General features: G+C 63.6%; 26 protein-coding genes and 1 tRNA gene. 22 read left to right on the top strand and 5 right to left on the bottom strand.

Annotated features, from left to right (window positions below; all coding sequences use genetic code 11):
* The first annotated feature begins 57 nt into the window (after positions 1 to 57).
* From KVT37_RS09455 to KVT37_RS09445, 3 genes are read left to right on the top strand one after another with little or no spacing between them, the layout of a single operon-like run.
* On the top strand, positions 58 to 891 hold the full coding sequence (locus KVT37_RS09455; RefSeq protein WP_217572037.1) for a transporter substrate-binding domain-containing protein: 834 nt from the start codon (positions 58 to 60) through the stop codon (positions 889 to 891).
* Between the two features lie 54 nt (positions 892 to 945).
* Entirely contained in the window at positions 946 to 1,920 is a 975-nt protein-coding gene (locus tag KVT37_RS09450) for an amino acid ABC transporter permease (RefSeq protein WP_217572035.1), read from the top strand.
* Positions 1,917 to 2,660 (top strand): amino acid ABC transporter ATP-binding protein, encoded by a 744-nt coding sequence (locus KVT37_RS09445; RefSeq protein WP_254633908.1) that lies wholly within the window; start codon positions 1,917 to 1,919, stop codon positions 2,658 to 2,660. The genes KVT37_RS09450 and KVT37_RS09445 overlap by 4 nt, the downstream gene beginning before the upstream one ends.
* 88 nt (positions 2,661 to 2,748) lie before the next feature.
* On the opposite strand, the gene KVT37_RS09440 is transcribed toward KVT37_RS09445, so the two are convergent.
* Positions 2,749 to 4,332, bottom strand: coding sequence for a GMC family oxidoreductase (locus KVT37_RS09440; RefSeq protein WP_217572033.1), 1,584 nt, complete (start codon positions 4,330 to 4,332; stop codon positions 2,749 to 2,751).
* Between the two features lie 249 nt (positions 4,333 to 4,581).
* Positions 4,582 to 5,442, bottom strand: coding sequence for a GntR family transcriptional regulator (locus KVT37_RS09435; protein WP_254633907.1), 861 nt, complete (start codon positions 5,440 to 5,442; stop codon positions 4,582 to 4,584).
* On the opposite strand from KVT37_RS09435, the gene KVT37_RS09430 reads away from it, so the two are divergent.
* The 10 genes from KVT37_RS09430 to KVT37_RS09385 all read left to right on the top strand — a co-directional run bounded on the left by KVT37_RS09430 (position 5,435) and on the right by KVT37_RS09385 (position 14,775).
* Positions 5,435 to 6,271 (top strand): alpha/beta fold hydrolase, encoded by an 837-nt coding sequence (locus KVT37_RS09430; protein ID WP_217572031.1) that lies wholly within the window; start codon positions 5,435 to 5,437, stop codon positions 6,269 to 6,271. The two genes, KVT37_RS09435 and KVT37_RS09430, sit on opposite strands and share 8 nt — an antisense overlap.
* Before the next feature lie 42 nt (positions 6,272 to 6,313).
* Positions 6,314 to 7,453 carry an NAD(P)/FAD-dependent oxidoreductase gene (locus KVT37_RS09425; protein ID WP_217572029.1) on the top strand — a complete coding sequence of 380 codons (1,140 nt, stop codon included), beginning with the start codon at positions 6,314 to 6,316 and terminating at the stop codon, positions 7,451 to 7,453.
* A 66-nt stretch (positions 7,454 to 7,519) separates the two neighbouring features.
* The gene (locus KVT37_RS09420) at positions 7,520 to 8,110 is read left to right on the top strand and encodes an amino acid synthesis family protein (protein WP_217572027.1); all 591 of its coding nucleotides are present in this window, start codon (positions 7,520 to 7,522) and stop codon (positions 8,108 to 8,110) included.
* A gap of 29 nt (positions 8,111 to 8,139) precedes the next feature.
* Positions 8,140 to 8,598, top strand: coding sequence for a YbhB/YbcL family Raf kinase inhibitor-like protein (locus KVT37_RS09415; protein WP_217572025.1), 459 nt, complete (start codon positions 8,140 to 8,142; stop codon positions 8,596 to 8,598).
* A gap of 71 nt (positions 8,599 to 8,669) precedes the next feature.
* Positions 8,670 to 9,392 (top strand): class II aldolase/adducin family protein, encoded by a 723-nt coding sequence (locus tag KVT37_RS09410; RefSeq protein WP_217572023.1) that lies wholly within the window; start codon positions 8,670 to 8,672, stop codon positions 9,390 to 9,392.
* A gap of 113 nt (positions 9,393 to 9,505) precedes the next feature.
* A complete protein-coding gene (locus KVT37_RS09405) occupies positions 9,506 to 11,143 on the top strand; it encodes a GMC family oxidoreductase (RefSeq protein ID WP_217572554.1) in 1,638 nt (545 codons plus the stop codon).
* Positions 11,143 to 12,072, top strand: a complete 930-nt coding sequence (gene fhmpcd1 / locus KVT37_RS09400; RefSeq protein ID WP_217572021.1) for a 5-formyl-3-hydroxy-2-methylpyridine 4-carboxylate 5-dehydrogenase — start codon at positions 11,143 to 11,145, stop codon at positions 12,070 to 12,072. The genes KVT37_RS09405 and fhmpcd1 overlap by 1 nt, the downstream gene beginning before the upstream one ends.
* A 2-nt stretch (positions 12,073 to 12,074) precedes the next feature.
* Positions 12,075 to 12,908, top strand: coding sequence for an ABC transporter ATP-binding protein (locus tag KVT37_RS09395; protein ID WP_217572019.1), 834 nt, complete (start codon positions 12,075 to 12,077; stop codon positions 12,906 to 12,908).
* Positions 12,905 to 13,732 carry an ABC transporter permease gene (locus tag KVT37_RS09390; RefSeq protein WP_217572017.1) on the top strand — a complete coding sequence of 276 codons (828 nt, stop codon included), beginning with the start codon at positions 12,905 to 12,907 and terminating at the stop codon, positions 13,730 to 13,732. The genes KVT37_RS09395 and KVT37_RS09390 overlap by 4 nt, the downstream gene beginning before the upstream one ends.
* A 32-nt stretch (positions 13,733 to 13,764) precedes the next feature.
* On the top strand, positions 13,765 to 14,775 hold the full coding sequence (locus KVT37_RS09385) for an ABC transporter substrate-binding protein (RefSeq protein ID WP_217572015.1): 1,011 nt from the start codon (positions 13,765 to 13,767) through the stop codon (positions 14,773 to 14,775).
* A 39-nt stretch (positions 14,776 to 14,814) separates the two neighbouring features.
* On the opposite strand, the gene KVT37_RS09380 is transcribed toward KVT37_RS09385, so the two are convergent.
* Positions 14,815 to 15,240: a hypothetical protein gene (locus KVT37_RS09380; RefSeq protein WP_217572013.1), complete on the bottom strand. Its 426-nt coding sequence runs from the start codon at positions 15,238 to 15,240 to the stop codon at positions 14,815 to 14,817.
* 101 nt (positions 15,241 to 15,341) lie between these two features.
* Here KVT37_RS09380 and KVT37_RS09375 point away from each other — a divergent pair, with 101 nt between their 5' ends.
* The 7 genes from KVT37_RS09375 (at position 15,342) to KVT37_RS09345 (ending at position 22,891) form a co-directional block, all read left to right on the top strand.
* Positions 15,342 to 16,370 (top strand): BMP family protein, encoded by a 1,029-nt coding sequence (locus KVT37_RS09375; protein WP_217572011.1) that lies wholly within the window; start codon positions 15,342 to 15,344, stop codon positions 16,368 to 16,370.
* A gap of 77 nt (positions 16,371 to 16,447) precedes the next feature.
* Complete coding sequence (locus KVT37_RS09370) at positions 16,448 to 18,016, top strand: ABC transporter ATP-binding protein (protein WP_217572009.1); 1,569 nt, start codon at positions 16,448 to 16,450, stop codon at positions 18,014 to 18,016.
* A complete protein-coding gene (locus KVT37_RS09365; protein ID WP_217572007.1) occupies positions 18,013 to 19,110 on the top strand; it encodes an ABC transporter permease in 1,098 nt (365 codons plus the stop codon). Before KVT37_RS09370 ends, KVT37_RS09365 begins: the two co-directional genes overlap by 4 nt.
* 3 nt (positions 19,111 to 19,113) lie before the next feature.
* Complete coding sequence (locus KVT37_RS09360; RefSeq protein ID WP_217572005.1) at positions 19,114 to 20,049, top strand: ABC transporter permease; 936 nt, start codon at positions 19,114 to 19,116, stop codon at positions 20,047 to 20,049.
* Positions 20,050 to 20,095: 46 nt separating this feature from the next.
* Positions 20,096 to 20,902 (top strand): 4-pyridoxolactonase, encoded by an 807-nt coding sequence (locus KVT37_RS09355; RefSeq protein WP_217572003.1) that lies wholly within the window; start codon positions 20,096 to 20,098, stop codon positions 20,900 to 20,902.
* A gap of 25 nt (positions 20,903 to 20,927) precedes the next feature.
* Positions 20,928 to 22,106: a pyridoxamine--pyruvate transaminase gene (gene ppaT / locus KVT37_RS09350; protein ID WP_217572551.1), complete on the top strand. Its 1,179-nt coding sequence runs from the start codon at positions 20,928 to 20,930 to the stop codon at positions 22,104 to 22,106.
* A gap of 38 nt (positions 22,107 to 22,144) precedes the next feature.
* On the top strand, positions 22,145 to 22,891 hold the full coding sequence (locus KVT37_RS09345; RefSeq protein ID WP_217572001.1) for an SDR family NAD(P)-dependent oxidoreductase: 747 nt from the start codon (positions 22,145 to 22,147) through the stop codon (positions 22,889 to 22,891).
* Between the two features lie 487 nt (positions 22,892 to 23,378).
* Here the strand turns inward: KVT37_RS09345 and KVT37_RS09340 are convergent.
* A tRNA-Met gene (locus KVT37_RS09340) sits at positions 23,379 to 23,455 on the bottom strand.
* Between the two features lie 253 nt (positions 23,456 to 23,708).
* Here KVT37_RS09340 and KVT37_RS09335 point away from each other — a divergent pair.
* Positions 23,709 to 24,674 carry a Gfo/Idh/MocA family protein gene (locus KVT37_RS09335; RefSeq protein WP_217571999.1) on the top strand — a complete coding sequence of 322 codons (966 nt, stop codon included), beginning with the start codon at positions 23,709 to 23,711 and terminating at the stop codon, positions 24,672 to 24,674.
* A gap of 33 nt (positions 24,675 to 24,707) precedes the next feature.
* Here KVT37_RS09335 and mnmA read toward each other — a convergent pair whose 3' ends face one another.
* Positions 24,708 to 25,898 (bottom strand): tRNA 2-thiouridine(34) synthase MnmA, encoded by a 1,191-nt coding sequence (gene mnmA, locus KVT37_RS09330; protein ID WP_217571997.1) that lies wholly within the window; start codon positions 25,896 to 25,898, stop codon positions 24,708 to 24,710.
* Positions 25,899 to 26,152: 254 nt separating this feature from the next.
* Here mnmA and KVT37_RS09325 point away from each other — a divergent pair, with 254 nt between their 5' ends.
* Positions 26,153 to 26,428, top strand: a complete 276-nt coding sequence (locus KVT37_RS09325; protein WP_006203587.1) for a DUF1153 domain-containing protein — start codon at positions 26,153 to 26,155, stop codon at positions 26,426 to 26,428.
* Positions 26,429 to 26,481 lie beyond the last annotated feature (53 nt).

Below are 26,481 nucleotides of genomic sequence, written 5' to 3'. Positions count from 1 at the left end.
CCGGCTGAACGGCCATGAGCGCATGGGACTGAACAAACAACAAGGGAACACACGAGAATGACATTCTGGAACAGACGACAGCTGACGATGGCAGCACTCGCGCTGGCGCTTGGCGCCTATCCCGCACATGCCGGCGCGGTGCTCGACCGCGTGACTGCCGCGGGCACGCTCAAGGTTGCGACGGACGCCAACTGGGCGCCGCAGTCCTTCGTGAATGCCAACAACGAGCTCGACGGTTTCGACGTCGACGTTGCCAAGGCGATCGGCAAGCATCTCGGCGTCAAGGTCGAGTTCGTCACGCCGGGCTGGGACATCATCACCGCCGGCAACTGGGCGGGCCGCTGGGACATGCATGTCGGCTCGATGACGCCGACCAAGAAGCGCGCCGAGATCTTCGATTTCCCCGCCGTCTACTACTACACGCCGGCGGCGGTCGCCGTGCACAAGGACAGCAAGGCGAAGACTTTGGCCGATCTCGACGGCAAGGTGGTCGGCGCCACCAGCACCTCCACCTTCGAGGCCTATGCCAAGAAGGATCTGACGCTCGATGCCGCCGGCGCGCCGGCCTTCGAGTACAAGCTCAATCCGAAGGAAGTCCACTCCTACGAGAATTCGACCACCGCCTTCGACGACCTTCGCCTCGGCGACGGCGTGCGCCTGGACGCCGTGGTGTCGTCGTTGCCGTCGATCCTCGATGCGGTGAAGGCCGGCTATCCGATCAAGCAGGTGGGCGATCCGGTGTTCTACGAGCCGCTGGCGATCGCCATCGAGCATGGCGATCCGGAGCTGTCGGCCAAGATCGCCGACGCCGTGAAGGCGATGAAGGCGGACGGCACGCTGAGCAAGCTCTCGGAAAAATGGTACGGGCAGGATTATTCGAAGACGAACTGATCTTTCCAAAGGCGGCCTGCCACGGGTAGGCCGCCGAACCGCCGGTGCTCAAAGATGCTCTACCCGGATACCGTCGAGGCTGAAGTCCTCGTTCACAAGCCCTGGTTCGTGGCGACGATGTTCGGCGTCGTCCTGCTGGTCTTCATGGCGTTCAACCTGTCGGGCACCGGCTTCGCCGAACTGATGCGTCCGGTGATCGGCGAGCCGTCGACGAGCGGCCTCTACGGGCGCTTTGCCATCGGCTTCGCCATTGCGGTGATCTTCACGCTCAACGTCGTGCTGATCGGTTTCGCGCCGCTCAAGCTGCAGATCGGCATCGTCTGGCTGGAGCTGCTGCTGCTCTTCATCGCCTTCTTCGAGACGTTCCACCTCAGCCTGCCATTCATCCGCGAGAAGCTGCCGTTCCTGATCAGCCAGGGCGTCGTCACCACGCTCTACGTCTCGGCGATTTCCATCGTCATCGCCTCGGTCGTCGCGGTGGCTGGCGCGGTCGCCAAGCTCTCCAGCAATGGCTTCGCCTATGCCATCGCCAGCTTCTACACCTCCTTCTTCCGCGGCCTGCCGCTCTTGATGCAGGTCTACCTGATTTATCTCGGGCTGCCGCAGCTCGGCTTCGTCATCAATGCGGTGCCCGCCGGCATCCTGGCGCTGTCGCTTTGCTACGGCGCCTACATGACCGAGATCTTCCGCTCCGGCATCCAGAGCATTGATCGCGGCCAGTGGGAGGCCTCGCGCTCCATGGGCTTCGGCTTCGCGCTGACGATGCGCCGCATCATCCTGCCGCAGGCATTGCCGGTCATCATTCCGCCGACCGGCAACCAGTTCATCTCGATGCTGAAGGATTCCTCGCTGGTGTCGGTCATCGGCGTGTGGGAACTGATGTTTCTGGCGCGAACGCTCGGCCAGAAGACCTTCCAGCACATGGAGATGCTGATCTCCGCCGCCATGATCTACTGGATGCTGTCGATCTGCCTCGAGCTGATCCAGTCCCGCATCGAGAGGCACTATGCCAGGAGCAAGGTGCGATGAGCGCTCAGGCCATCATTGAAGCCAGGGCCGTTTCCAAGTGGTACGGCCAGTTCCATGCGCTGAAGGACATCAACCTGACCGTGCACAAGGGCGAGCGCATCGTCATCTGCGGGCCGTCCGGCTCGGGCAAGTCGACGCTGATCCGCTGTTTCAACCGCCTCGAAGCGCATCAGGAGGGCGAGATCGTCGTCAACGGCGTTGCCCTGCACGGCAGGATGAGCAACGTCGCTGCCGTACGTTCAAACGTCGGCATGGTGTTCCAACACTTCAACCTGTTCCCGCATATGACGGTGCTGATGAACTGCATGGCCGGGCCGATGTGGGTCAAAGGCGTTTCCGCCACGGAGGCGCGCAGGACCGCTCTCCAGTTCCTGGAGCGGGTGCGCATTCCCGAGCAGGCGAACAAGTTCCCCGTCCAGCTTTCCGGCGGCCAGCAGCAGCGCGTGGCGATCGCCCGCAGCCTGTGCATGAAACCCGATGTCATGCTGTTCGACGAGCCGACCTCCGCCCTCGACCCGGAAATGGTGTCGGAGGTGCTGGAGACGATGACCGGGCTGGCCCGCGACGGCATGACCATGGTGTGCGTCACCCACGAGATGGGCTTTGCCCGGGCGGTGGCCGACCGCGTCCTCTTCATGGACGCCGGACAGATCGTCGAGGAGGGCACGCCCGACGCGTTCTTCGGCAACCCGCGCCATGATCGGACGAAATTGTTCCTCAGCCAGATCCTGAAGCATTAGCCGACCTGGCGGAGGAGGCTTTTGGCCAAGACAGGTTTGAGATCATGGCGATGCCGCTGTTCCTAAAGCGCGTCGCGCTGAAAGGGATTCAGGCGACGCGTTTCGAGGCGTTGTTTTTTATCCCATCCCGGTGCCGCCGAGCGAAGGTCTCGGCGATTGCGAGGACCGCGGCGTGAATCGGTCCTGCGGTGAGGTTGGGCATGATCGACGCGTCCACGACAAAAAGATTGTCGAGCGCCTTGAGCCGTAGGTCCGCGTCGACGACGGCGTCCGGGTCCTTGCCCATCCTGCACGTACCGCAGGGATGATGGTGTGTGATGACCGACCGTGCGATGAAGTCGTCAATCTCGGCCGCGCCGTTGAGGGCGCCTGGCAGGAGTTCGTGCTCTCGCCAGCCGGCGAGTTCGTCTCGATGCCCGATTGTCCGTGCCGCCTCGAGAGCCTGGCGAAACAGCTCGCGGTCCCGACTGGTTTGCAGGTATGCCGGGTCGATGATCAACCGGTCGTCGAGTTCCGGCCCGCTTATGCGCAGGCTGCCGCGGCTCGTCGGGTGCGTGATGCCGAACAGCAGCGAGTAGGCTGTGCCGGCGGCGGGCGCCTGGAAGCGTTCGGACACGATCGGTGCGATGCCGCAGCCGACGACGATTTCAGGCTGCCCGGTGGCGGTGAAGTCGCCGGCTCGCATATAGGCCATCGATTCCGAATGTTGCAGGCGCGACGGCGGCACCGGCTTGCGGGCCGCATAGAGGTTGCCGGCGCCAAGCAAGTGGTCCTGAAGGTTTCGACCGATTTCAGGCATATCGATCAGGCAGCCGACGCCCGCGGCATCGAGCACATCGTGCGGACCGATGCCCGAACGCATCAGCAAGGCCGGACTTTCCAGCGCCCCGGCGCAAAGCACGATTTGATCGGCAAAGACTTCGACCAGGCCGTGCCGCCCCGCGACCTCGAGGCTGCGGACCTGATTGCCCTCCAGCTTGAGCCGCCGCACCCGGGATCCCGTGAGGATGGACAGGTTCTTGCGGTCCCGGACAGCTTTTGTGAGCCAGGCGTCCGCCACTGTCACCCGCCGCCCGTCGCGAATGTTCAAGGAGTTCGGAGTGACGCCGATCATCTCTCCGCTGTTGTGGCCCTGTAGGCGAGGCAGGCCCAACGATGCACCTGCCTCGATGAAGGCACGCGCAAGCGGGCTTACTTCGTCGGCCGGCAAATGGATCGGCAACGGCCCGCTTTTGCCATAAATGCCGTCGCCGCCAAGCGGGTGGTCTTCGATCGCCTGGAAAACCGGCAGCAGTTCATCCCAGCTCCATCGGCGGTCGCCAGTCGCATCGACCCAGGCCTGGAAGTCGCAGGGATGACCGCGCATGTAGCCCATCGCATGCAGGCAACTCGAGCCGCCGATCAAACGCCCCCGCGCCCAATGATGCACCCGGCCCGCTGTGCCGGCTTGCGGCTCGGTGCGGTAGTCCCAATCGTAGCTGCGGCCCTGAAGCGCCGGCCAGGCAGCAGGGTTCCAGATGTCGGGATCCGTCCCCTCCTCGCCTGCCTCGATCAGCAGAACGCGGCTGTCCGGATCTTCACTCAGGCGCGCGGCAAGCAACGTCCCGGCGGACCCGCCGCCGACGATGACGATATCGCAATTCGGTTCGCGCTCGACATTGGCCCTGGTCATCGTCACTCCATCTGCCACCGTCGGCTTCGACAGCCGGGTGTCTCCGACGCCGACATGGCGAAGACCCGCGCACGATCTGCGTTCGGCCGATCCGAAACGTCATGAAGGACTTAGAGCGTTTCACCGTTTCGCGGAAACGGCGAACCGCTCTATCTTCTTGTTTTGACGCAATTCCTGACAGAAAACCGCTCACACTTTTCCTGGAATTGCTCCAGCGTCTTCAGACGGAACACCGGTCCATCGAAGAATTCAAATCCCGTTGTCCATGGATATCTTCGCTGCCGCTTTTGCCTTCAGGACGTGCTGTTTGGAGGCTTTGCGGGCTGCCTTCTCGTCGCCGGCGGCGATGGATTCGAAGATCTCCCTCATCTCCGCCAGGCTGCTTTGTGCCCGGCCCTCCAAGGACATCGACCGTCCTCGAAAGAAGCTGATCCTGGCCACCAGACCGCGATGGACTTCCTCCAGGATCGGGTTGCCGCAATTGGCCAGGATGATCGAATAGAAGTCCGCGGCGGTCATGACCTGCGCCAGGCTGTCATTGCTGGATGCCGCCTCTTCGAATGCGGAAAGAGATTTCTCAAGCTTAAGCAACTGTTCAGGCGAAATCCTCAGCGCGCATCGTCCCGCGGCCTCGACTTCCAACAGTTCCCGAACCTCGTAGATGGCGGTTGCCACCTCCCACGAAAGCGCCGGTATCGACGGCCCGCGGTTGGGGACGATCTCGATCAGGCGCTCGGCCTCAAGACTGCGCAAAGCCTCCCGTAACGAGGGGCGGCTGATGCCGAGTTGTGAGCACAGTTGACTTTCGACGAGGCGGCTTCCCGGCTGGAACAGTCCGGAGAAGATCGCGAGCCGTAACTTGTCGACGGTCTCCCGTTGCACGGTCCGTGGCGAAATTCGCAAATTCAAATCTGGGGGCATCGATAACGTCTCATGGGCTTTTGAGTCGCAAACTGAAGCAGCATACGCCACGCCGTGGAAATTTGACAGCAGGATAGCCTGATTGTCAAATCTGAAGATTGCAAGAATGTCAGACAATCTGCTTGACGCGATCCCGGCTGTATGATCCCTTTGCAGGAGACGGGCAGCGGAGACGAGGATCATGGACATGGCGGCAGACATACCTTCCGACCACTTCGTCTCGCGACGCATCGACATTGGCCGCATCACCTTGAACGTGCGCGAGACGGGCAGCGGCCCATTGATGCTGTTCTTCCACGGCATCACCTCCAACTCCGCCGTCTTCGCGCCGCTGATGGCCCGGCTCTCGGATCGGTTCACGACCATAGCGGTCGACCAGAGGGGGCATGGCCTGAGCGACAAGCCGGAAAGCGGCTATGAGGCGAATGACTATGCGGACGACATTGCCGGCCTGATACGCAGCCTCGATCGAGGCCGTGCCATCCTCGTCGGACATTCGCTTGGTGCCAGGAATTCCGTCACGGCGGCGGCGAGATATCCGGATCTGGTGCGTTCGGTCGTCGCGATCGACTTCACGCCGTACGTCGAGACCGAAGCGCTGGACGCGTTGGAAGCGCGAGTGAACGCAGGCAGCAAGCTTTTCGAAAATGTGGAGGCTGTCGAAGCCTATCTCGCCGGCCGCTATCCGAACATACCCGCCGACGCCATCAAGATCAGGGCCGAAAGCGGCTATCAGCCGGTCGACGGCGGATTGCGTCCACTGGCCTCGCCCGCGGCAATGGCGCAGACCGCCAGGGGCCTGCGAGCGGACCTCGTGCCGGCCTACCGCGACGTGACGAAGCCGGTCCTCATCGTGCGGGGCGAGGCGAGCAAACTGGTTTCGGCGGCGGCGTTGGCGAAGACAAGCCAACTGCGGCCCGATCTGCCTGTCGTCGTCGTCCCGGGCGCCGACCATTACGTCAACGAGGTCTCCCCCGAGATCACGCTGAAAGCCATCACCAATTTCATAGACGCCTGACGGCCAAGCACCGTCTTCTTCTACGCAGCATCAGGATAGAAAATGGCCAATGTAAACAAAACTCCGGGCAAGACGCGTCGCGCCGAGGTTGCCGGCGGCGGCTTTGCCGGGCTGACGGCCGCCATCGCTCTCAAGCAGAACGGTTGGGACGTCAGGCTCCACGAGAAGAGTTCGGAGCTGCGGGCATTCGGCGCGGGCATCTACCTCTGGCACAACGGCCTTCGCGTGCTCGAAGGACTGGGCGCCCTGGACGATGTGCTCCAGGGCTCGCACACGCCTCCGACCTACGAGACCTGGATGCATAACAAGTCGGTCTCCAAGGAGACGTTCAACGGCCTGCCCTGGCGCATCATGACCCGCAGCCACCTGCACGATGCCCTGGTCAACCGGGCCCGCGCGCTTGGTGTCGACATAAGTGTCAATTCCGAGGCGGTCGCCGCCGATCCGGAAGGCCGCCTGACGCTTCAGACCGGAGAGGTTCTCGAAGCCGATCTGATCGTCGGCGCCGATGGCGTCGGCTCCAAGGTCAGGGATTCCATCGGCTTCAAACAGGATCGCTGGGTTTCGAAAGACGGTCTCATCCGGCTGATCGTCCCGCGCATGAAGAAAGAGCTCGGCCATGGCGAGTGGGACAATACCATCGACATGTGGAACTTCTGGCCGCGCGTCCAGCGCATTCTCTACTCGCCCTGCAATGAGAATGAGCTCTATCTCGGCTTGATGGCTCCGGCCGCCGATCCCCGCGGATCAAGCGTGCCGATCGATCTCGAAGTCTGGGTCGAGATGTTCCCTTTCCTGGAGCCGTGCCTGATCGAGGCGGCCAAGCTGAAAACCGCCAGGTACGACAAGTACGAAACGACCAAGCTGGACCGCTGGACAAGAGGCAAGGTCGCCCTTGTGGGAGATGCCGCGCATGCGATGTGCCCGGCTCTTGCCCAGGGCGCCGGCTGCGCGATGGTCAACGCCTTCAGCCTGTCGCAGGACCTGGAGGACGGCGCTTCGGTCGAAGACGCGCTCGTCGCGTGGGAAACGCGCATTCGCCCGATCACGGACCGCTGCCAGGCCCTGTCCGGCGACTATGCGGCAAACCGCTCGCTCTCGAAGGGAAACATGTTCACGCCGGCGGCACTGGAAGCCGCCCGCTACGACCCGCTGCGCCGTGTCTACTCATGGCCGCAGTAGCGTCGGGCAAGCCGGCCAACGAGTTAATCGGTGCATGCGCAAGCGCGCGCCCTTCAGGAGATAAAGATGAACTATTCCAATGAAGTCGAAAGAGACTACGAGGTAAGGGGTTGGTACGCCTGCGTCCAGGAAAGCCGGCATGACGGCGGCACACCTGGCGAAATCCTCGTCAAAGTCGCGACTGGCGTTGTCATACGCAATCCTTTCGCCGGAAAGTTCGTCGCCGAACTGTCCGATCTGACCAGCCCGAGCGCCGCGATCGGTCATGCGCTCGGCGAGCGGGCCGTAGCGCTGCTCGGCAACAGGCCGGTCGAAAGCTATGGCAAGGGCGGTATCGCGGGTACATCAGGCGAACAGGAACATGTCGTGGCCTGCATCACCACGGTGTTCGGAGATCCGCTGCGGCAGCAGGTGGGCGGTGGCAAGGCCTGGATCTCGTCGGTCAGCAAGGTCGCTGTCGCCGGCACCACCATCGATATCCCGCTTGCCCACAAGGACGAGCTCTACATCCGTTCCCACTACGACGCCGTCACCTTTTCCGTGCCGGATGCGCCGCGCCCGGACGAACTTCTGATCTGCGTCGCCGTCGCATCCGGTCCGCGCGTGCATCAGCGCGTCGGCGGCAAGTCCGTCGCCGACCTCAAGGCCGGCGTCTAGCTCGATCGAAATTTCTGAAGGACGAATTCATGCCCCTGAACATCAAGGACCTCAAGATTACGTCGGCGGATTTCCAGCCACTCGGGAAGCTGCGCGACGAACATGCCGGCGACAAGGGCAACGTGTTGCCCAGGCTTACCGTCAGTGGCGTCCCGGCAAGCGCGAAGGAACTCGCGGTCATCTGCCACGATCCGGATGCGCCCCTGGCCAACGGTTTCACGCATTGGGTCGTCTATGGCATCGATCCATCGACCACCGATCTTTCGGATGCGCAGGAAAAGTTTCGCGTCGGCCCCAACGGCGCCGGCGGCAAGCAATATTACGGGCCTCAGCCGCCCGCCGGTCATGGTGAGCATCACTACTATTTCTGGGTCTATGCGCTCGACACCAAGGTCGAAGGCACGCCCACCCGGGAGGAGTTCCTGCAGACATATGCCGGCAACATCATCGAGCAGAACCGGATCGTCGGCATCTACGAAAACAAGTGAAATCCGCGGCTCCAGCGACCGACAACAAGAACAAAAATGGTCGCCATCGCCGCGCAATGGGAGAATTGGACATGAAAGACGACAGCCCAGCGCGCCAGAAGGTCTTCGAAGAGCTGGTGACGGCGACGAAGATCCTTCTCAACGAAGGCATCATGGATACGTTCGGGCACATCAGCGCCCGTGATCCGGAGGATCCGCAAAACTTCTTCCTGGCCCAGAAGCTCGCTCCGAGCCTGATAACCGCCGGCGACATCCAGCGTTTCAATCTTGAAGGCGAAACGCCGGACAACCGGCCCTCCTATCTGGAACGCTACATCCACAGCGAGATCTACAAGGCGCGGCCGGACGTCCAGTGCGTGCTCCACACCCATTCCCCTGCCGTGCTGCCCTACTGCTTCGTCGACACGCCGCTTCGGCCGGTCACCCATATGGGAGCTTTCATGGGCGAGCGGGTTCCAGTCTATGAGATCCGTGACAAGCACGGCGACGAGACGGATCTCTTCGGCGGCAGCCATGATGTCTGCGCGGATATCGCCGAAAGCCTGGGCGACAGCACCGTGGTCCTCATGGCGCGTCATGGCGTCGTCAATGTCGGCAACTCCGTGCGCGAGGTCGTCTTCCGGGCCTTCTATCTCGAGCAGGAAGCGAAGGCGCTCACGGCCGGCCTGCAGATCGGCAAGATCAACTATCTGTCGCCAGGCGAGGTCAAGACGGCGGGAAAGCTCGTCGGCGCTCAGATCGACCGAGGGTGGAACCACTGGTCGCAGCGTCTGAGAGAGGCTGGCCTGGCCTAGTGCCGGTCGCCTTGTGGAATGGCCAGGCGGTCCCGGCCCGTGCCGGGATTTCCAGGCTCGGTTTCAACAGTTCCCTGGCGCCCGGGCGCCGGACGAAGGCAATGAAACGCATCATGCCGCACGCGCAAAGCTACGACTACATAATCGTTGGGGCCGGATCGGCCGGCTGCGTGCTCGCCAATCGGCTGAGCGCCGACCCCGGATGTTCGGTGCTGTTGCTTGAGGCCGGCGGCTGGGACCGCGACCCCATGATCCACATACCGCTTGGATGGGGCAAGATCCTGACCGAGCGCCGCCATGACTGGATGTATTTCTGCGAGCCGGAAGACAATGTCGGCGGGCGCCGGGTCGAGTGCGCGCGCGGCAAGGTCATCGGCGGATCGTCGTCGACCAACGCCATGGCCTATGTGCGCGGAAATCGCGGGGATTACGACCGCTGGGCCGCCAGCGGGTTACGCGACTGGTCGTATGACAAGGTCCTGCCCTATTTCCGCAAGCAGGAAAGCTGGGAAGGCGGTGGGAGCCAGTATCGCGGCGGCAACGGTCCGGTGAATACCCAGTTCTGCCGCTACAAGGACGCGCTGATCGAGGCGTTCGCACAGGCCAGCGTGCAGGCAGGCTACCCGCAGACGGACGACTACAATGGCGAGCGGCAGGAAGCCTTCGGGCGCCTCCAGATGACAATCTCCAAGGGTCGGCGCAGTTCGACCGCGTCGGCCTATCTGCGGCCGGTCCTGCGCCGGCCCAATCTGACCGTTCTCACCGAAGCGACGGCGACGAAGATCATCCTGGAAGGCACACGCGCCACCGGAGTGGCGATAAGCCATCGCGGCAGCGAACGGACGGTCATCGCACGTAGGGAAGTGCTGCTCTCCGGCGGGGTGATCAATACGCCGCAACTCATGATGCTGTCCGGCATCGGAGCGCCGGATGAGCTTGCGGCGCATGGCATCCAGACGCGGGTCAACCTGCCTGCGGTCGGCAAGAACCTGCAGGACCACGTCTCGGTCATTCTCATGTACCGACGCCGCGCTCCGGGCGGCCCGTTCCTGCACAACATGCGCGCCGATCGCATCGGGCTGGACTTCGCCAAGACCTATCTCACGGGGAGCGGTTTTTCGGGCGATGTGCCCGGCGGAGTCGTCGCCTTCCTGAAAAGCGGTCCGGAGCGGCCGTTGCCGGACGTGCAACTGCTCTTCACGGCGGCTCCGCTCGCCGCATGGCCCTATTTCAAGCCATTCAAGGAACCGTTTCCCGACGGTTTCGCAACGCGCGTGGTGGCCACGCAGCCCGAGAGCCGCGGTGCGGTGAAACTGGCTTCGGCCGATCCTTCCGCGGCGCCGCTGATCCACCAGAATTTCCTGGCCTCGCCGAAGGATTGGGAATCGCTGCGGGCCGGCTTCCGGGTTGCCAGAAATCTCGCCGCGCAGCCCTCCATGCAGCCCTTCATCGAGGCTGAGTTCTTTCCGGGGCCGAAGTGCCAGAGCGACGACGAGATCGACGAGCATATCCGCAGGACCTCCATCACCGTGCATCATCCGGCCGGCACCTGCCGGATGGGTGCGGACGCGGCCTCGGTCGTTGACCCGGAACTGCGAATTCGCGGCGTCGACGGGCTACGCGTGGTGGACGCTTCCGTCATGCCCGACCTGGTCTGCGGAAACATCAATGCGGCAGTGATCATGATTGCCGAGAAGGCCGCCGACCTTATCGCGGCAACAAAGGTAGCAACGGAAAGCAGGGCAGCGTGATGATCCAACGTATCGCCATCATCGGTCTGGGTACGATGGGTCCGGGCATGGCCGCCCGCCTCGCCAGAGGCGGCCTGCAGGTCGTCGCCTACGATGTCGCCCCGGCAGCGATCGAGCGCGCGCGATCCATGCTCAGTGTGGCCGAGACCGTTCTCGATTCCCTGGGCATCGCGCCGCCTTCGGCCGGCGCCGGAACGGTTCGTTTCACGGATGATATTGTCGACGCTGTGTCGGGTGCCGACCTCGTCATCGAGAACGTTCCTGAAAACATTTCGGTCAAGGCCGATGTCTATCGCACGATCGACGGCCTGATTGCCTCTGACACGATCGTCGCATCCGACACGTCGGGCATCCCGATCACCAAGCTGCAGGCGCATATCTCGCACCCCGAGCGCATGGTCGGCATGCACTGGTCGAACCCGCCGCACATCATCCCGATGATCGAGGTGATCGCCGGCGAGAAGACCGCGCCGCAAACCGTGGCTGTTATCCGCGACCTGATCCGCTCGATCGGCCTGCTGCCGGTGGTGGTGAAGAAGGACGTTCCGGGCTTCGTCGAAAACCGCGTGCTCTATGCGCTGCTGCGCGAGGCGGTCGACCTTGTCGAGCGCGGCGTCATCGATCCGGAGGATCTCGACACCTGCGTGTCCTGGGGCATCGGCTACAAGATCGCCGTGATCGGGCCGATGGCGCTGCTCGATATGGCGGGCCTGGATATCTACAAGTCCGTCTCGTCCTTCCTCAACGCCGATCTCTCCAATCGCGACGATGTCGCGCCGATGGTGCTGGAAAAGACCAGCGCGTCGAAGTTCGGCATCAAGTCGGGCGAGGGCATGTTCTCCTACACGCCCGAGCAGACCAAGGCGCTGCAAGCCGAACGGGCGCGCAAGCTCGTCGCGGTGCGGCGCATCCTGGAGGGCCGGGAGTAGCCATGCGCATGGAACCCATTCGACCAGCAGGCGGCCGGCCAGCCCATATCCGCCACGATGACGACCTGATCTCCGCCAAAGGCGTTTCGGTGGTCATGGCCAGGCAACTGGTTCTGCAAAACATCGATCTTTCGGTGCCGAAAGGGTCGTTTGTCTCCCTTATCGGTCCTTCCGGTTGCGGCAAGAGCACTTTGCTCAAGGTTCTGGCCGGACTTGCAAATCCGACGAGCGGCAGCGTTTCGATCGCCGGGCTTTCGCCAGGCGAGGCGGCGCGCAAGCGCATGATCGGCCTCGTCTTCCAGGACGCCAACCTGCTTCCATGGAAGAATGCCGTCGACAATGCGTCCATGCTGCTCGGCATCGCCGACAAGTCGCTCTCACGGGCGCAATTGAAGGCGCGCGGCCAGGAGATGCTGGAGCTGGTGGGGTTGGGCGACAGCGCCCACAAGCGGCCCCATGAATTGTCCGGCGGCATGCGCCAGCGCGTCGCCATCGCGCGGGCCCTGGCGCTCGATCCGGCGGTGCTGCTGATGGACGAGCCGTTCGGCGCTCTCGATGCCATTACCCGCGACCAGATGGGCCAGTCGCTGCTGGAGATCTGGCAGCGCACCGGCAAGACCATCGTGCTCGTCACCCATTCGATAGACGAGGCCATTCATCTGTCGCGCCATGTCCACGTTCTGGGGATCAAGCCCGGGCGGATCACCGAGAGCCTCGACATCGGCCTGCCCTATCCGCGCGATCTGTCGGTGACGGAAGATCCGGAGTTCGTCCGGCTGGTGGTTCAACTGCGGATGATGCTGCGAGCCAGCCATCAACCGGGAGGCGCGTCGTGAGCGATCAACCCTTCACCAATCTCTCCGAGTCACGGCCCGAGTCCCGACTTGCCTCGAGCTGGAGTGCCGCGACAGGCAGCTGGCTTCCGGCGGTCATCCTCCTGCTGGCGACCATCATGGCGTGGGAAGCCGTGGTGCGGATTTTCGCCATTTCCGCCTTCATCATTCCGGCCCCGTCCGAGATCGCGCAATCGCTGGTCGCGCAATGGGCAACGCTGATGCAGGCGACGCTGGTGACGGCAGGCGAGATCCTGTTCGGCTTCCTCGTCTCTGTCGTGGTCGGCATTGCCATCGCGCTCGTCATCGTGCGCTTCGACTGGCTGGGGCGCGCGCTTTATCCGCTGGTGGTGCTGTTCCAGAACGTGCCCAAGGTGGCGCTGGCGCCGATCTTCATCCTCTGGTTCGGCTACGGGCTCGCGCCCAAGATCGGCCTGATCCTGGTCATCGCCTTCTTCCCGGTGACCTTGTCGATGCTGGCAGGCATGCAGTCGGTCGATCGCTCGCTGCTGTCGCTGATGAATTCGGTCGGCGCCAGCCGCACGCAGATCCTGTTCAGGATACGCGTTCCGCACTCGCTGCCGAACCTGATGGCGGGAACCAAGATCGCCGCGACGCTCAGCGTCATCGGCGCCATCGTCGGCGAGTTCGCCGGCGCCTCGGACGGGCTCGGCTACGTCATCCAGTTCGCCTCGACCCAGCTCGACACCGCGCTGGTCTTCGCGGCGCTGCTGCTCGTTTCGGTGCTGGGCATCGCCTTCTACTACGCGGCTGAGATTCTCGAACGCATCGTGGTGCCGTGGGCACCGAAATTCAGCCAGTCCTAGGCCGCTCTCAACCAATGAAAAAGGGAACAAAAATGCTCAGACGCTCACTCATCAAGGCAGCCGCGCTTGCGGCGTGTGTCGGAACACTCGGCTTCTCGAGCGCGGCCCTGGCGGCGGACAAGGTCAACGTCCAGCTCGACTGGGTGGTGCGCGGCAACCACGCCATGTTCTTCGTTGGCAAGGAAAAGGGCTTCTTCGCCAAGAACGACATCGACGTCGCCGAGATCCGCAAGGGCTCCGGCTCGCCCGACGCCATGCGGCTGGTGGGCAACGGGAACGCGGATTTCGGTTTCGGCGATCTTCCAACGCTCACCGTCGCGCGGTCGCAGAATGTCCCGGTCGTGGCGCTGGCCGCGGTCAACCAGCACTCGCCGCTGGCGATCATCTCGCTGGCCAAGACGGTGAAGCTCGCCAAGCCGGCCGATCTCAAGGGTCTCACCATCGGCATTCATCCCGCCGGTTCGACCTACATCTTCTTCAAGGGCTTCCTGGCGGCCAACGGCCTGACGGAGAAGGACATGACGCTGAACAGCGTCTCGCCGCCCTATGAAAGCTACCTGCTTCTGGGTCGCGTCCAAACGGTGGTCGGCTATGTCGACGCCGAGGTTCCCGAACTGGAGGCCAAGGCCGGCGGTCCCGGCTCGCTCAGCATCATGATGGGCTCGGACCATGGCTGGAAGGCCTATGGCTCTGGCCTGTTCACCTCGCAGACGATGATCAAGGACAAGCCGGATGTCGTCGCCCGCTTCGTCAAGGCTTACAGGGAAGCCTTCGACTATGTCGTGGCCCACCCCGAAGAGGCCGCCGAGATCACCGCCAAGGCCGCACCCGGTTACGCCGACAAGAAGGATGTGCTGCTGGCGCAGATCAACGCCGATATCGCGTCGACCTTCACCAGCCCCGACACCAAGGAACACGGCCTCGGCTGGATGACGAAGACGCAGTGGGAGGAGACGCTGAAGACGCTCACCGATCAGGGCGTGCTCAAGGCGGCCCTGTCGGCGGACGACGTCTTCACCGACACGTTCCTGGCGACGAAGTAGGAGGCCCGCGGTGTTGGGGCAGGTAGGGTCGATGGACGATTACCGGCAGACCAGACCGTCCTGCCCCATCATGCAGGATACGGTGCGCCCGCCCTTCGCAGCGTCGGTGCGGTCGAGCGTGATCTGCGCGCGGGTGGCATATGCGCGGCCCGACAGGCCGCACCACAGCCGCTCGACGGGCAGGTTCTCGCGCTTGTCGTTGAGGATCGTGAACGTGCCCGTCTTGGGGTCGAACCAGAGTTCGAGGCGGGCGCTCTTGCCCGGCTCGACCGTCGCGATCCCGGCCGAATACCAGTGGGCGAAGTCGGCATTGCAGGACAGCCTTTCCTTGCCGGCATTCGAAATCGTCAACGGCACCATGTCGAGCCCGTCGGTGCCCTTGCGGACGATGACATGGTGCAACTCAACCGCGTTGGCGAAGGATGTGAACGCCAGCATCACGGGGAGGACATAACGGATATTCACTTTGCCTGATCTCCTAGGGGTCAATTTTATCAGGCAGTCTATCTCGCTTCAGCGCAATAACAATAAAAATATTGATTGGTAAATCAAACGAAGAGGGTAACATGTTTAAGCTTCTGAAGAGCAGTGTAAGTGCAATTATACTCAGTGGTGTCTTGTTGGGAAGCGCGCTTGCTGGCGAAGTCAAGTCAATCGCCATCCTGACGCCCGAAGAAGGCACCGATTATGGCTGGAACCAGCAAGGCATCGATGCCGCGAAGGCGGCGGGCAAGGCCGCCGGCGTCGAAGTGGTCGTGGCCCAGGGCCTCGGCTATGGCGATGTACGTCCGACACTGCGGGAACTCGCCTCGGACGGCGCCAGCCTGCTGATCGCCCACGCCAGCGGCTACAACACCTCGGCGCCTGAAATCGCCAAGGAATTGAAGGTTCCGGTGGCGATCGTCGATACGCCGAACGGCCTGGAGAAGGGTCTCGTTGCCGACTACACGCTGAGCGGTCACCAGGGCGCCTATCTCGCCGGCCGTCTTGCCGCCAAGATGTCGCGCTCGAAGTCGGTCGGCATCGTCGTGTCGGGCGAGCCTCCGTCATGGAACTCGCAGTCGGCCGCGTTCGCGCAAGGCGTGAAGGCCGAGAACCCGGACGTCAAGATCACCTACGCGGTGATCGGACCCGCCGCCTACAGCGATGCGGCCGGCGGCAAGCGCGTCACCGAAAGCGTGATCGCGTCGGGCGCCGACATCATCTTCGGACAGGGCAACGGTTCGAGCTTCGGCATGCTGCAGGCGGTCGAGACGACCAAGGCGGCCGACGGCGGCAAGGTCTATTTCATCGACGTCATCGGCGACAAGTCGCCGATCGACAAGGGCTTCCTGCTGTCGTCGGTGGTGTGGAACATCGAGCCGGTCTACGCGGCGATGATCGCCGATCTGAAGGCCGACACATTCGGCACCAAGCACTATACGATCGGCCTCAAGGACGACTCGGTGAAGCTGCTGAAAACCGCCGCCGTTCCCGACAATGTCTGGTCCGAAATCCAGGCGCTGCGCGAAGACGTCATTTCCGGCAAGATCAAGGTCGATCCGGTCTATGACGCGGCCGCCGTCAGGGCACTGATGACCAGCGTCGCCCAGTAAGGCGATCACGGTCAACTGCCGGAGGGGTGATCCGTTCACCTCTCCGGCCGATTACCATTTTTTGGTGTTGGGCTTTCATGAGCGGTTCTTCTTCATCGTCCGTTGCCGGACGCGACATCGTCGCGCTTGAGGGCGTGACCAAACGGTTTCCCGGCATCGTCGCCAATGACAGCGTCGATCTGTCGATCCGCCCCGGCGAGGTGCATGTGCTGCTCGGCGAGAATGGCGCGGGAAAATCCACCTTGATCGGCATGCTGTCGGGGCTGCAGCAACCGGATGAGGGACGCATACTGGTCGACGGCAAACCGACGCCGATCACTTCGCCGCGCCATGCGCTGGCGTTGGGCATCGGCACCGTGTTCCAGCACATGATGCTGGTGCCGACGCTGACGGTGGCGGAAAACCTGCTGCTCGGCGGACCCTGGTGGCAGCGCCCCAGGAGCGAGGAGCTCGAGACGCGTGTCGCCGAGATCACCAGCAGTCTCGGCATCACCGTCAAGCTGCATGCCAAGGTGTCGGAGCTTTCGCTCGGCGAGCAGCAGCAGGTCGAGATCCTGCGCGCCATGGTGCGCAACAGCCGGTTGTTGATCCTCGATGAATCCACCTCGATGCTGACGCCGAAAGGCATCGAGGAACTCGGCGCGCTGATGCGCCGCCTTGTCGAACAAGGCCTGGCGATCGTCTTCATCACTCACAAACTCAAGGAGGCGGCGGCCTTCGGCGATCGCATCTCGGTGCTGAAGCTCGGCCGCAAGGTCGGTGAGATTCCGCCCGAACGTTTTCGCGCGCTCGGCGAGCAGGAGATCATTTCCGAAATCGTGGAACTGATGTTCGGCAAGCAGAAAGACGATCCCGAAGCTGCCCAGCGCCCCACCCGAACTATTCGCGCCGACGCCGTGCCGCTGCTCCAGGTCGCCGATCTTTCGGTCGCGCCGACCGAAAACGCGCCGGGCCTGTCGTCGATTTCCTTCGACATCCGCCCGGGCGAGATCCTTGGCATCGCCGGCATCGACGGCAACGGCCAGAAGCAGCTGGCCGAGGCCTTGGCCGGCCAGCGCGCCGCGACCCGCGGTTCGGTACGGCTGGAGGGCACCGCCATCGATGCGCTGAGTGTCGGCGAACGCCGCAAGCGCGGCCTTCGCTACCTGACCGACGACCGTTTGGGCGAGGGCACGGTCGGCACCTTCCCGGTCTCCATCAATTTCTTCCTCAAGCAGGTCGGCGCGGCGCCGTTCTGGCGCAGCGGCGTCGAGCAGCGCGCTGAGATCGACAGGCACGCCGCCGAGCTCGTGCGCGAATATGACGTGCGCACGCCGAGCCTGAAGACGCCGGTCGCGCGGCTCTCCGGCGGCAACATCCAGAAGGTGCTTCTGGCACGCGAACTCGCCGAAGGCGCGAAGGTGGTGATTTTCAACAAGCCGACCTATGGGCTCGATCTCGCCAACACATTGGCGTCGCGCCAGCGCATCCGCGATACGGCGGCCCGCGGCCTTGCCGTGCTCTTGATCTCCACCGACCTCGAGGAATTGCTTGTTATGTGCGACCGCGTCGCCGTCATCGCCAACGGAGCGGTCGTCGGCACCGTCGAGAACACCGACGACGCCCGCACCAGGATCGGCCGCCTGATGATCGGACTTGCCGCATGAGCATCGACAGCGCACCAACAGCCAGCGCCACCGCGCTCGATGCCACGAGCGGCGCCGCGACCCGCCGCGACATCCTGCACCGGTTGCTGATGACGCTCGGGCCCATCCTTGCCGCACTCGTCATCGCCGGCTTCATCCTGCTTGCCGTCGGCGTCGATCCGCTCGCCTATTACGGCTATGTGCTGGAAAAGGGCCTGTTCTCGCCGCTCGGCATCCAGCAGACGCTGACACGCATGGCGCCGCTGCTGTTCCTCGCCGCCGGCCTGATCGTGGCCTTTCGCGCCGGCATGTGGAACCTCGGCGGCGACGGCCAGTTCCTGCTCGGCGCCGTCACGGCCGCCGCCAGCGCTCCGATGTTGGTGGAGATCCTGCCGGCGTGGCCGGCGCTCATCTGCTCGTTCCTGATCGCCATGGTGGTGGCAATGATCTGGTCGCTAGTGCCGGCGCTGCTGCGCGCCTATCAGGGCGTCAACGAGATCATCACCACGCTGATGATGACGTTCCTCGGCACCTCGCTCGCCAATGTTCTGGTCAAGCTCGTGTTTCGCGATCCGGCCACGACCGTGCCGCAGACCCGTACCCTGCCGGTGGAAGACCGGCTGCCGCGCCTGTTCGATACGACCGTCACCAGCGGCCTGCTGCTCGGCCTGGCGGCGATCGTCATCGTGCATCTCGTCATGACGCGAACGGCGTTTGGGCTGAAGCTGCGCATCGTCGGCGCCAATCCGCGCGCGGCGGTCCATGCTGGGCTCGGCGTTCCTGGCCTGACCATCGCCGTCTTTGCCATTTCGGCCGGGCTTGCGGGCCTTGCCGGCGCCGTCGACATCATCGGCGTCCAGGGCAATGTCCGTGCCGACTGGAACCCCGCCTATGGGCTGGCGGTCATTCCAGCGGTGTTTCTCGCCCGCATGAACGGCTTCGCGGCCATCGGTTTCGTGTTCCTGCTCTCGGTGCTGTCGATCGGCGGCGAGAGCGCGGCGCGGCGGCTTGGCGTGCCCAATCATTTCACGCTGGTGCTGGTCTCCATCGTGCTGATCGTGCTCGCGCTCGCCGAATATATCGACCATCGCTACAACCAGTCGAGAAAGGCCTGAGGCATGACCGGGCTGTTCAGCGAAGTCTTTCTCAGCGCGCTGCTGTTCGGCGCCGTCACCGCGGCCATCCCGCTGCTGCTTGCCGGCCTCGGCGAGCAAATGTCGGAAAAGGCCGGCGTGCTCAACATCGGCATCGAAGGCATGATGCTGGCCGGCGCCTATCTGGGCTTTGTCGGCGCCTTCTATTCCGGGTCGCTCTGGCTGGGTTTCCTCACCGGTGCGGCCGGGGGCGTCGCCGTGGCGCTGATCATGGCGCTGCTTTGCGTGCGCATCGGGCTGAACCAGATCATCATCGGCATCGCGCTGACGCTCGGTCTCGAAGGCCTGACGGCGCTGCTTCATCATTTCCAGTTCTCGCGCAGCTATCCCCGCCTGCCGGCGGCGGACGCGACCGTCATTCCGCTGCTGTCGGATATTCCCGTCATCGGGGCAGCCTTCTTTAAGCATCATCTGATCGTTTATCTGGCGGTCGCGCTGGTGTTCGGCATGAGCTACCTCTACCGGCGCACGCAGCTCGGCCTCAATCTGCAGGCCGCCGGCGACAAGCCAGCCGCGCTCGACGTCGCCGGTATCGACGTCATCAAGACCCGGACCATCGCGGTGCTGACGACCGGCGCGCTGGCCGGGCTCGGCGGCGCCTACCTCGCCAATGTCGGGGCGGGCCTGTTCATTCCGTTCATCACCAATGGCGCCGGCTTCCTCGGCATCGTTCTGGCCATGCTGGCGCGCGGCCGCCCTATCTGGGTGCTGTTCGGTGCCTTGCTGTTTGGCGTCTGCCTGTCGCTGACGACGGCCATGCAGGTGGCCGGCATCAACATCCCGACCGACGTCATCCAGATGCTGCCGTTCCTGGCGGTGATGATAATGCTGGTGCTGTTCGGCCGGCGCGCCAGCCTGCCGGCGGCACTCGGCATTCCATACGAGCGCGGCGCGCGCTGACCACAATTCACGCGCGGAAGGGACCCGCGCCAAACAGGAGGCAACAATGTCGGATACCAAGGTCTACCTGCTCGACGGCGGTTCGCTCGTTCTCGACGGCTATCACGTGTTCTGGAACCGCGGCCCCGGCGGCGAAGTGCGCTTTCCGGTCTATTCGATCCTGATCGAGCATGCCGAGGGCCGGTTCCTCATCGACACCGGCTACGACTACGATCACGTGATGAAGGTGCTGCCCTTCGAAAAACCGATCCAGGAAAAGCACCAGACCATCCCCGGCGCGCTTGGCCTTCTCGGGCTCGAGCCCAAGGACATCGACGTCGTCGTCAACTCGCATTTCCATTTCGACCATTGCGGCGGCAACAAGTATTTTCCGCATGCCAAGAAGATCTGCCACCGCACGGAAGTGCCGCAGGCCTGCAATCCGCAGCCTTTCGAGCATCTCGGCTATTCCGACCTGAGCTTTTCGGCGGAGGCGGCCGAGGCGCGTGGCGCGACCGCGCAGCTGCTGCAAGGCACGACGCGCGCCAACTCGACCTTCGAGGGCATCGAGGGCGACGTCGATCTCGCCAAGGGTGTCAAGCTGATCTCGACCCCCGGTCATTCGATCGGCCACTACAGCCTGCTGGTCGAGTTCCCCAAGCGCAAGCCGATCATGTTCACGATCGACGCAGCGTATACCCAGAAGAGCCTTGAAACGCTGTGCCAGGCGGCCTTCCACATCGACCCGGTGGCGGGCGTCAATTCGATGCGCAAGGTGAAGAAGCTGGCCGAGGACCACGGCGCCGAGCTGATGTACTCGCACGACATGGACAACTTCAAGACCTACAGGACCGGCACTCAGTTCTACGGCTGAACGCCGCCAATCCGGAGACAAGATGATGCGCTACCCCGAACACGCCGATCCGGTCATTACCCTGACCGCCGGGCCGGTCAACGCCTATGCCGAAGTACTGCGTGGCCTCGGCCGCACCGTGCTTTACGACTACGACCCGGCGTTCCAGCTCTTCTACGAGAAGGTGGCCGACAAGGCGCAGAAGGCGATGCGGCTGTCGAACAAACCGGTCATCCTGCATGGCGAGCCGGTGCTGGGCCTCGAGGCCGCGGCGGCGTCGCTGATCGCGCCCCACGACGTCGTGCTCAACCTTGCCTCGGGTGTCTATGGCAAGGGGTTCGGCTATTGGGCGAAACGCTATTCGCCGCATCTGCTGGAGATCGAAGTGTCCTACAATGAGGCGATCGACCCGCAGGCGGTCGCCGATATGCTCAAGGCGCATCCGGAGATCACCATCGTGTCCGTCTGTCATCACGACACGCCGTCGGGCACCATCAATCCGATCGACGCCATCGGCGCGCTGGTTTCGGCGCATGGCGCCTATCTCATCGTCGACGCCGTCTCGTCCTTTGGCGGCATGAAGACGCACCCAGACGATTGCAAGGCCGATATCTATGTCACCGGCCCCAACAAATGCCTGGGCGCTCCTCCCGGCCTCACCATGATGGGTATCAGCGACCGTGCCTGGGCCAAGATGAAGGCCAATCCGCTGGCGCCACGGGCGTCGATGCTGAGCATCGTCGACTGGGAAGATGCCTGGTCGAGGGAGAGGCCGTTTCCGTTCACGCCGTCGGTGTCGGAGATCAACGGGCTCGACGTCGCGCTCGACCTTTATCTCAATGAGGGGCCGGAGGCGGTGTGGGCGCGCCATGCGCTGACCGCCAGGGCCATGCGCGCGGGCGTCACCGCGATGGGCCTGTCGATCTGGGCCGCCAGCGACGGGATCGCGTCGCCAACCACGACCGCCGTTCGCACCCCCGAAGGTGTTGACGAGAAGGCGCTTCGCCAGGCCGCGCGCGCCCGCTACGGCGTGGTGTTTTCGTCGGGCCGCGGCGAAACGCTGGGCAAGCTGACGCGCATCGGCCATATGGGACCGACCGCCCAGCCGATCTACGCGATCGCGGCGCTGACGGCGCTTGGCGGCGCCATGAACGCGGCCGGCCAAAAACTGGCAATCGGCAAAGGCATCGATGCGGCGCTGGCCGTCATCGACGCCGACGCCTGAACGGACATCAACGGATCACGGATCGAGGGAGACATGTCATGACTGGACGGCTTGCGGGAAAGACGGCCCTGGTGACGGGCGCGGCACAGGGTATCGGCAAGGCGATCGCGGCGCGGCTGGCGGCCGACGGCGCGACCGTCATCGTCAGCGACGTCAACGCCGAGGGCGCCAAGGCGGCCGCCGCAACGATCGGCGGGAAAGCGAAGGCTGTCACCGCCGATATCTCCGATCCGGTATCGGTCAAGGCGCTCTTCGCCGAAATCCAGGCGCTGACCGGGGGCGTCGATATCCTGGTCAACAATGCGAGCATCGTTCCGTTCATCGCCTGGGACGATGTCGATCTCGACCATTGGCGCAAGATCATCGACGTCAACCTGACGGGCACCTTCATCGTCACTCGCGCGGCCACTGACCAGATGCGAGCGGCGAACAAGGCAGGACGGGTGATCAGCATCGCCTCCAACACCTTCTTCGCCGGCACACCCAACATGGCGGCCTATGTCGCGGCCAAGGGCGGCGTCATCGGCTTCACCAGGGCGCTCGCCACCGAGCTCGGCAAATACAACATCACCGCCAACGCGGTCACGCCCGGCCTGATCGAGAGCGACGGCGTCAAGGCGAGCCCGCACAACGAGGCGTTCGGCTTCGTCGAGATGCTGCAGGCGATGAAAGGCAAGGGCCAGCCCGAACACATCGCCGACGTCGTATCGTTCCTGGCGAGCGAGGACGCCCGCTGGATCACCGGCCAGACGCTGAATGTCGACGCCGGGATGATCAGGCATTAGGGCGTTTCACCGTTTCTCGGAAACGGCGAACCACCCTATCTCTTTGATTTAACGCAATTCCGGACGGAAAACCGATCACACTTTTCCTGGAATTGCTCTAGGGCCAATCGTCAGATCGGCAGTCACGGCCGGTGGAGGAAGTCACGTACTCATCCGGCCATCCGGCAAGCAAGGGCCAATTACCGAGCCCGGCGTTGAACTGCCAGGCAAGCCGCGTCGATCTAACGGGCTTAGGCGCATGGCAAGCGCGGCATGTTCAATGGTCTTGCCGCGCGGACGGAAAACCGTGTCACACTTTTTCCTGGAATTGCTCCAGCGGCAAACGACGCCACCGGCTTCGTTCGACGAAGCCAAGGCAGCCGTCCGCAACATGGCGACCAAGGTCACCGCCCAAGCTTGGCGAGCGGCCTGACATCTCAATCGAAGGATATCTGTCGAACCTCGTCGACGAAGACCTTGCCCAACGCATCTCCCTTCGGGGGAACGATGGTAGCGGGAGAGGGACTTGAACCCCCGACCCCAGGATTATGATTCCCGTGCTCTAACCAACTGAGCTACCCCGCCAGGGCGGCAAATGGCCCGAAAAACCATCCTCAATCGATGGATATTTCGAGGCGTTCGCCAAGGTCGCGCGGATATAAGGTTGGCGGGGTGAGCCTGTCAAGCTTGGAAGCGGCCGACATGTCGGGATAATCCGGCAAGCTTGGTTCTCATCCCAGAAAAGCTTTGCCGGGCAGACACTCAGCCTATCTCACGGGGTTGAGTTCGGCGGGGCACGTCGCTATGTCTCGGCCATGAAATTCTAGAGTTTGAGCGAATGAAGCCGCGCATCGCCGTCCTTGGTTGCGGATACTGGGGCAGCAACCACATCCGCACCCTCAAGGCGCTTGGCGCGCTGCATGCCGTCTCCGACGTCAACCGCGCCCGCGCCGAAGGTTTCGCCAGCGAGCAGGACTGCCTGGCGATCGAGCCCGACAGGCTGTTCGAACGCAACGACATCGACGCCATCGTCATGGCGCTGCCGCCGCAGTTCCATGCCGACACCGCGGTGCGGGCCGTCGAAAGCGGCAAGGACGTGCTGGTGGAAAAGCCGATCGCGCTGACGGTCGCCGACGCCGAGCGCGCGGTTAAGGCGGCTAAGGACAAGGCCCGTGTCTTCATGGTCGGCCATGTGCTGCGTTTCCACCCGGCTTTCGAGACGCTGAAGGCGCTGATCGACAATGGCGAACTGGGCGAAGTGCGCTACATCCACTCGCACCGGCTCGGCCTCGGCAAGTTCCATACCGAAAACGATGCGCTCTGGGACCTGGCGCCGCACGATCTGTCGATGATCCTGGCCATCACCGGCACCGAGCCGATCGAGGTGAGAGGCGAGGGCGCGGCACTCCTCGACAATCTCAGCGACTTCGCGCATCTGCATATGCGTTTTCCGAACGGCCTGCGCAGCCATCTCTTCGCCTCGCGCCTCAATCCCTATCGCGAGCGGCGGCTGACGGTGGTCGGCACCAAGGCGATGGCGGTGTTCGACGACGTCGAGCCCTGGGAGCGCAAGCTTGCCGTCTACCGCCACGCGGTCTGGCAGGACAGCGGCCAGTGGGCGTTCACCGCCAACGAGCCCGCTTACGTGCCGGTCGGCGAAGGCATGCCGCTGACCCGCGAGCTCACCCATTTCATGCATTGCATCGAGACGCGCGCCGAGCCGCGCACCGACGGCGAGGAAGCGATCCGGGTGCTGCGCATCCTGACCGCCGGCACGGTGATCCACACCGGCTCGTCGGTCTGAGCCGTCCTGAACCGCGGTAATAGGGCTGAGAAATTACTCGGCGGGAATCTGCGCCGGTCTGGCCGCGAGCCTGGACAGCATGGCCTCGGCCTCGGCGCCGCGCTCGGAACGCTCGATGAAACCGCCGCCGAACACCCGCGCCTCGTTGCCGTCATCGGAATAGAGCACGCAGGCCTGTCCGGGCGCGATGCCGGACTCGCCATCCGCCAGCTCGACCGACGTCACGCCGTTGCGGTAATGCAGTACGGCCGGGCGCGGCGGCCTGGTCGAGCGGACCTTGGCGAAGAGCTCGATCCCGCCGGCCGGAACGTCAGACAGCGGGCCGTCGCCCAGCCAGTTCGTGTTGCGCAGGTAGATCTTGTGCGTCTCCAGCGCCTCGCGCGGGCCGACGATGACGCGCGCGCGGTCGGCGTCGAGATGGACGACATAGAGCGGCTCGCCCGAGGCGATGCCGATGCCGCGGCGCTGGCCGATCGTGTAGCGCAGGATGCCTTCATGGCGGCCGAGCACGCGGCCGTCGATATGGACGATGTCGCCGGGATTGGCGGCCGCCGGCTTCAGCTTGGCGATGATGTCGGAATATTTGCCCTGCGGCACGAAGCAGATGTCCTGGCTGTCCTGCTTGGCGGCGACGGTCAGCCCCATCTCCTCGGCGATGGCGCGAACCTGTGGCTTCGACAAGCCGCCGAGCGGGAAGCGCAGATAGTCGATCTGCGCCTGCGTGGTGGCGAACAGGAAATAGCTCTGGTCGCGGTCGGCATCGACGGGACGGTAGAGCGCGCGATGCGCGCCGTTGGCGCGCGAACGGATATAGTGGCCGGTGGCCAGCGCATCGGCGCCGAGGTCCTGGGCGGTCGCCAAAAGGTCGGCGAACTTCACCGTCTGGTTGCAGGAAACGCAGGGAATCGGCGTCTCGCCGGCGACATAGCTCTCGGCAAAGGGATCGATGACCGCCTTGCGGAAGCGCTCCTCGTAGTCGAGCACGTAATGCGGGATGCCGAGCGTTTCCGAAACGCGGCGGGCATCGTCGATGTCCTGCCCGGCGCAGCACGAGCCGGCGCGATGGGTGGCCGCGCCGTGGTCGTAAAGCTGCAGCGTCACGCCGACGACGTCATAGCCTTCGCGCTTCAGGATACCGGCGACCACGGACGAATCGACACCGCCCGACATCGCGACGACGACGCGGGTTTCTTCTGGACGGCGAGGGAGATCGAGGCTGTTCATGATGCTTTCACTGTGCGGCGCTCAATGCCAATGGCCGGAATATAGGTCAAGCGCCATCTGTGCGCCAGCTTGCGGCCCAGGACGAGTCCGCCGGCAAAATCAGCACCTGGACGCGGTTGTTTCAAATCCTAAACGATATCCTAACCGGGCGTTCACGATCCTTACCTAGTGATTAGGGTTCGCTTAGGCAATTTTTAAAGCTGTGGCGGTACTGTGGCGGGGATTGGGTCTTTGAGTTTTTAGTAGAGAGTACGATGACCGATCTGGTTAGACCTAGAGTCAAGTATGTTATTGGGCCCGACGGCAGCCCTCTTACGATCGCCGATCTGCCGCCGACGAACACGCGGCGCTGGGTTATCCGGCGCAAGGCGGAAGTGGTCGCGGCCGTGCGCGGCGGCCTGCTTAGCCTTGAGGAAGCCTGCCAGCGCTACAAGCTCACCACCGAAGAATTTCTCTCCTGGCAGGCATCCATCGACGAATACGGCCTTGCCGGGCTGCGCACCACGCGGATCCAGCAATACCGGCATTAGGCTGGTAGCCATAAAACGAAAAGGGCGTGGAGCACCGCGCCCTTTTCGCTTTT

Origin of the sequence: Mesorhizobium sp. GbtcB19, assembly GCF_019091085.1 — a bacterium.
Classification (GTDB): Bacteria; Pseudomonadota; Alphaproteobacteria; order Rhizobiales; family Rhizobiaceae; genus Mesorhizobium.
This window is presented reverse-complemented; position numbering and strand designations above follow the sequence as displayed.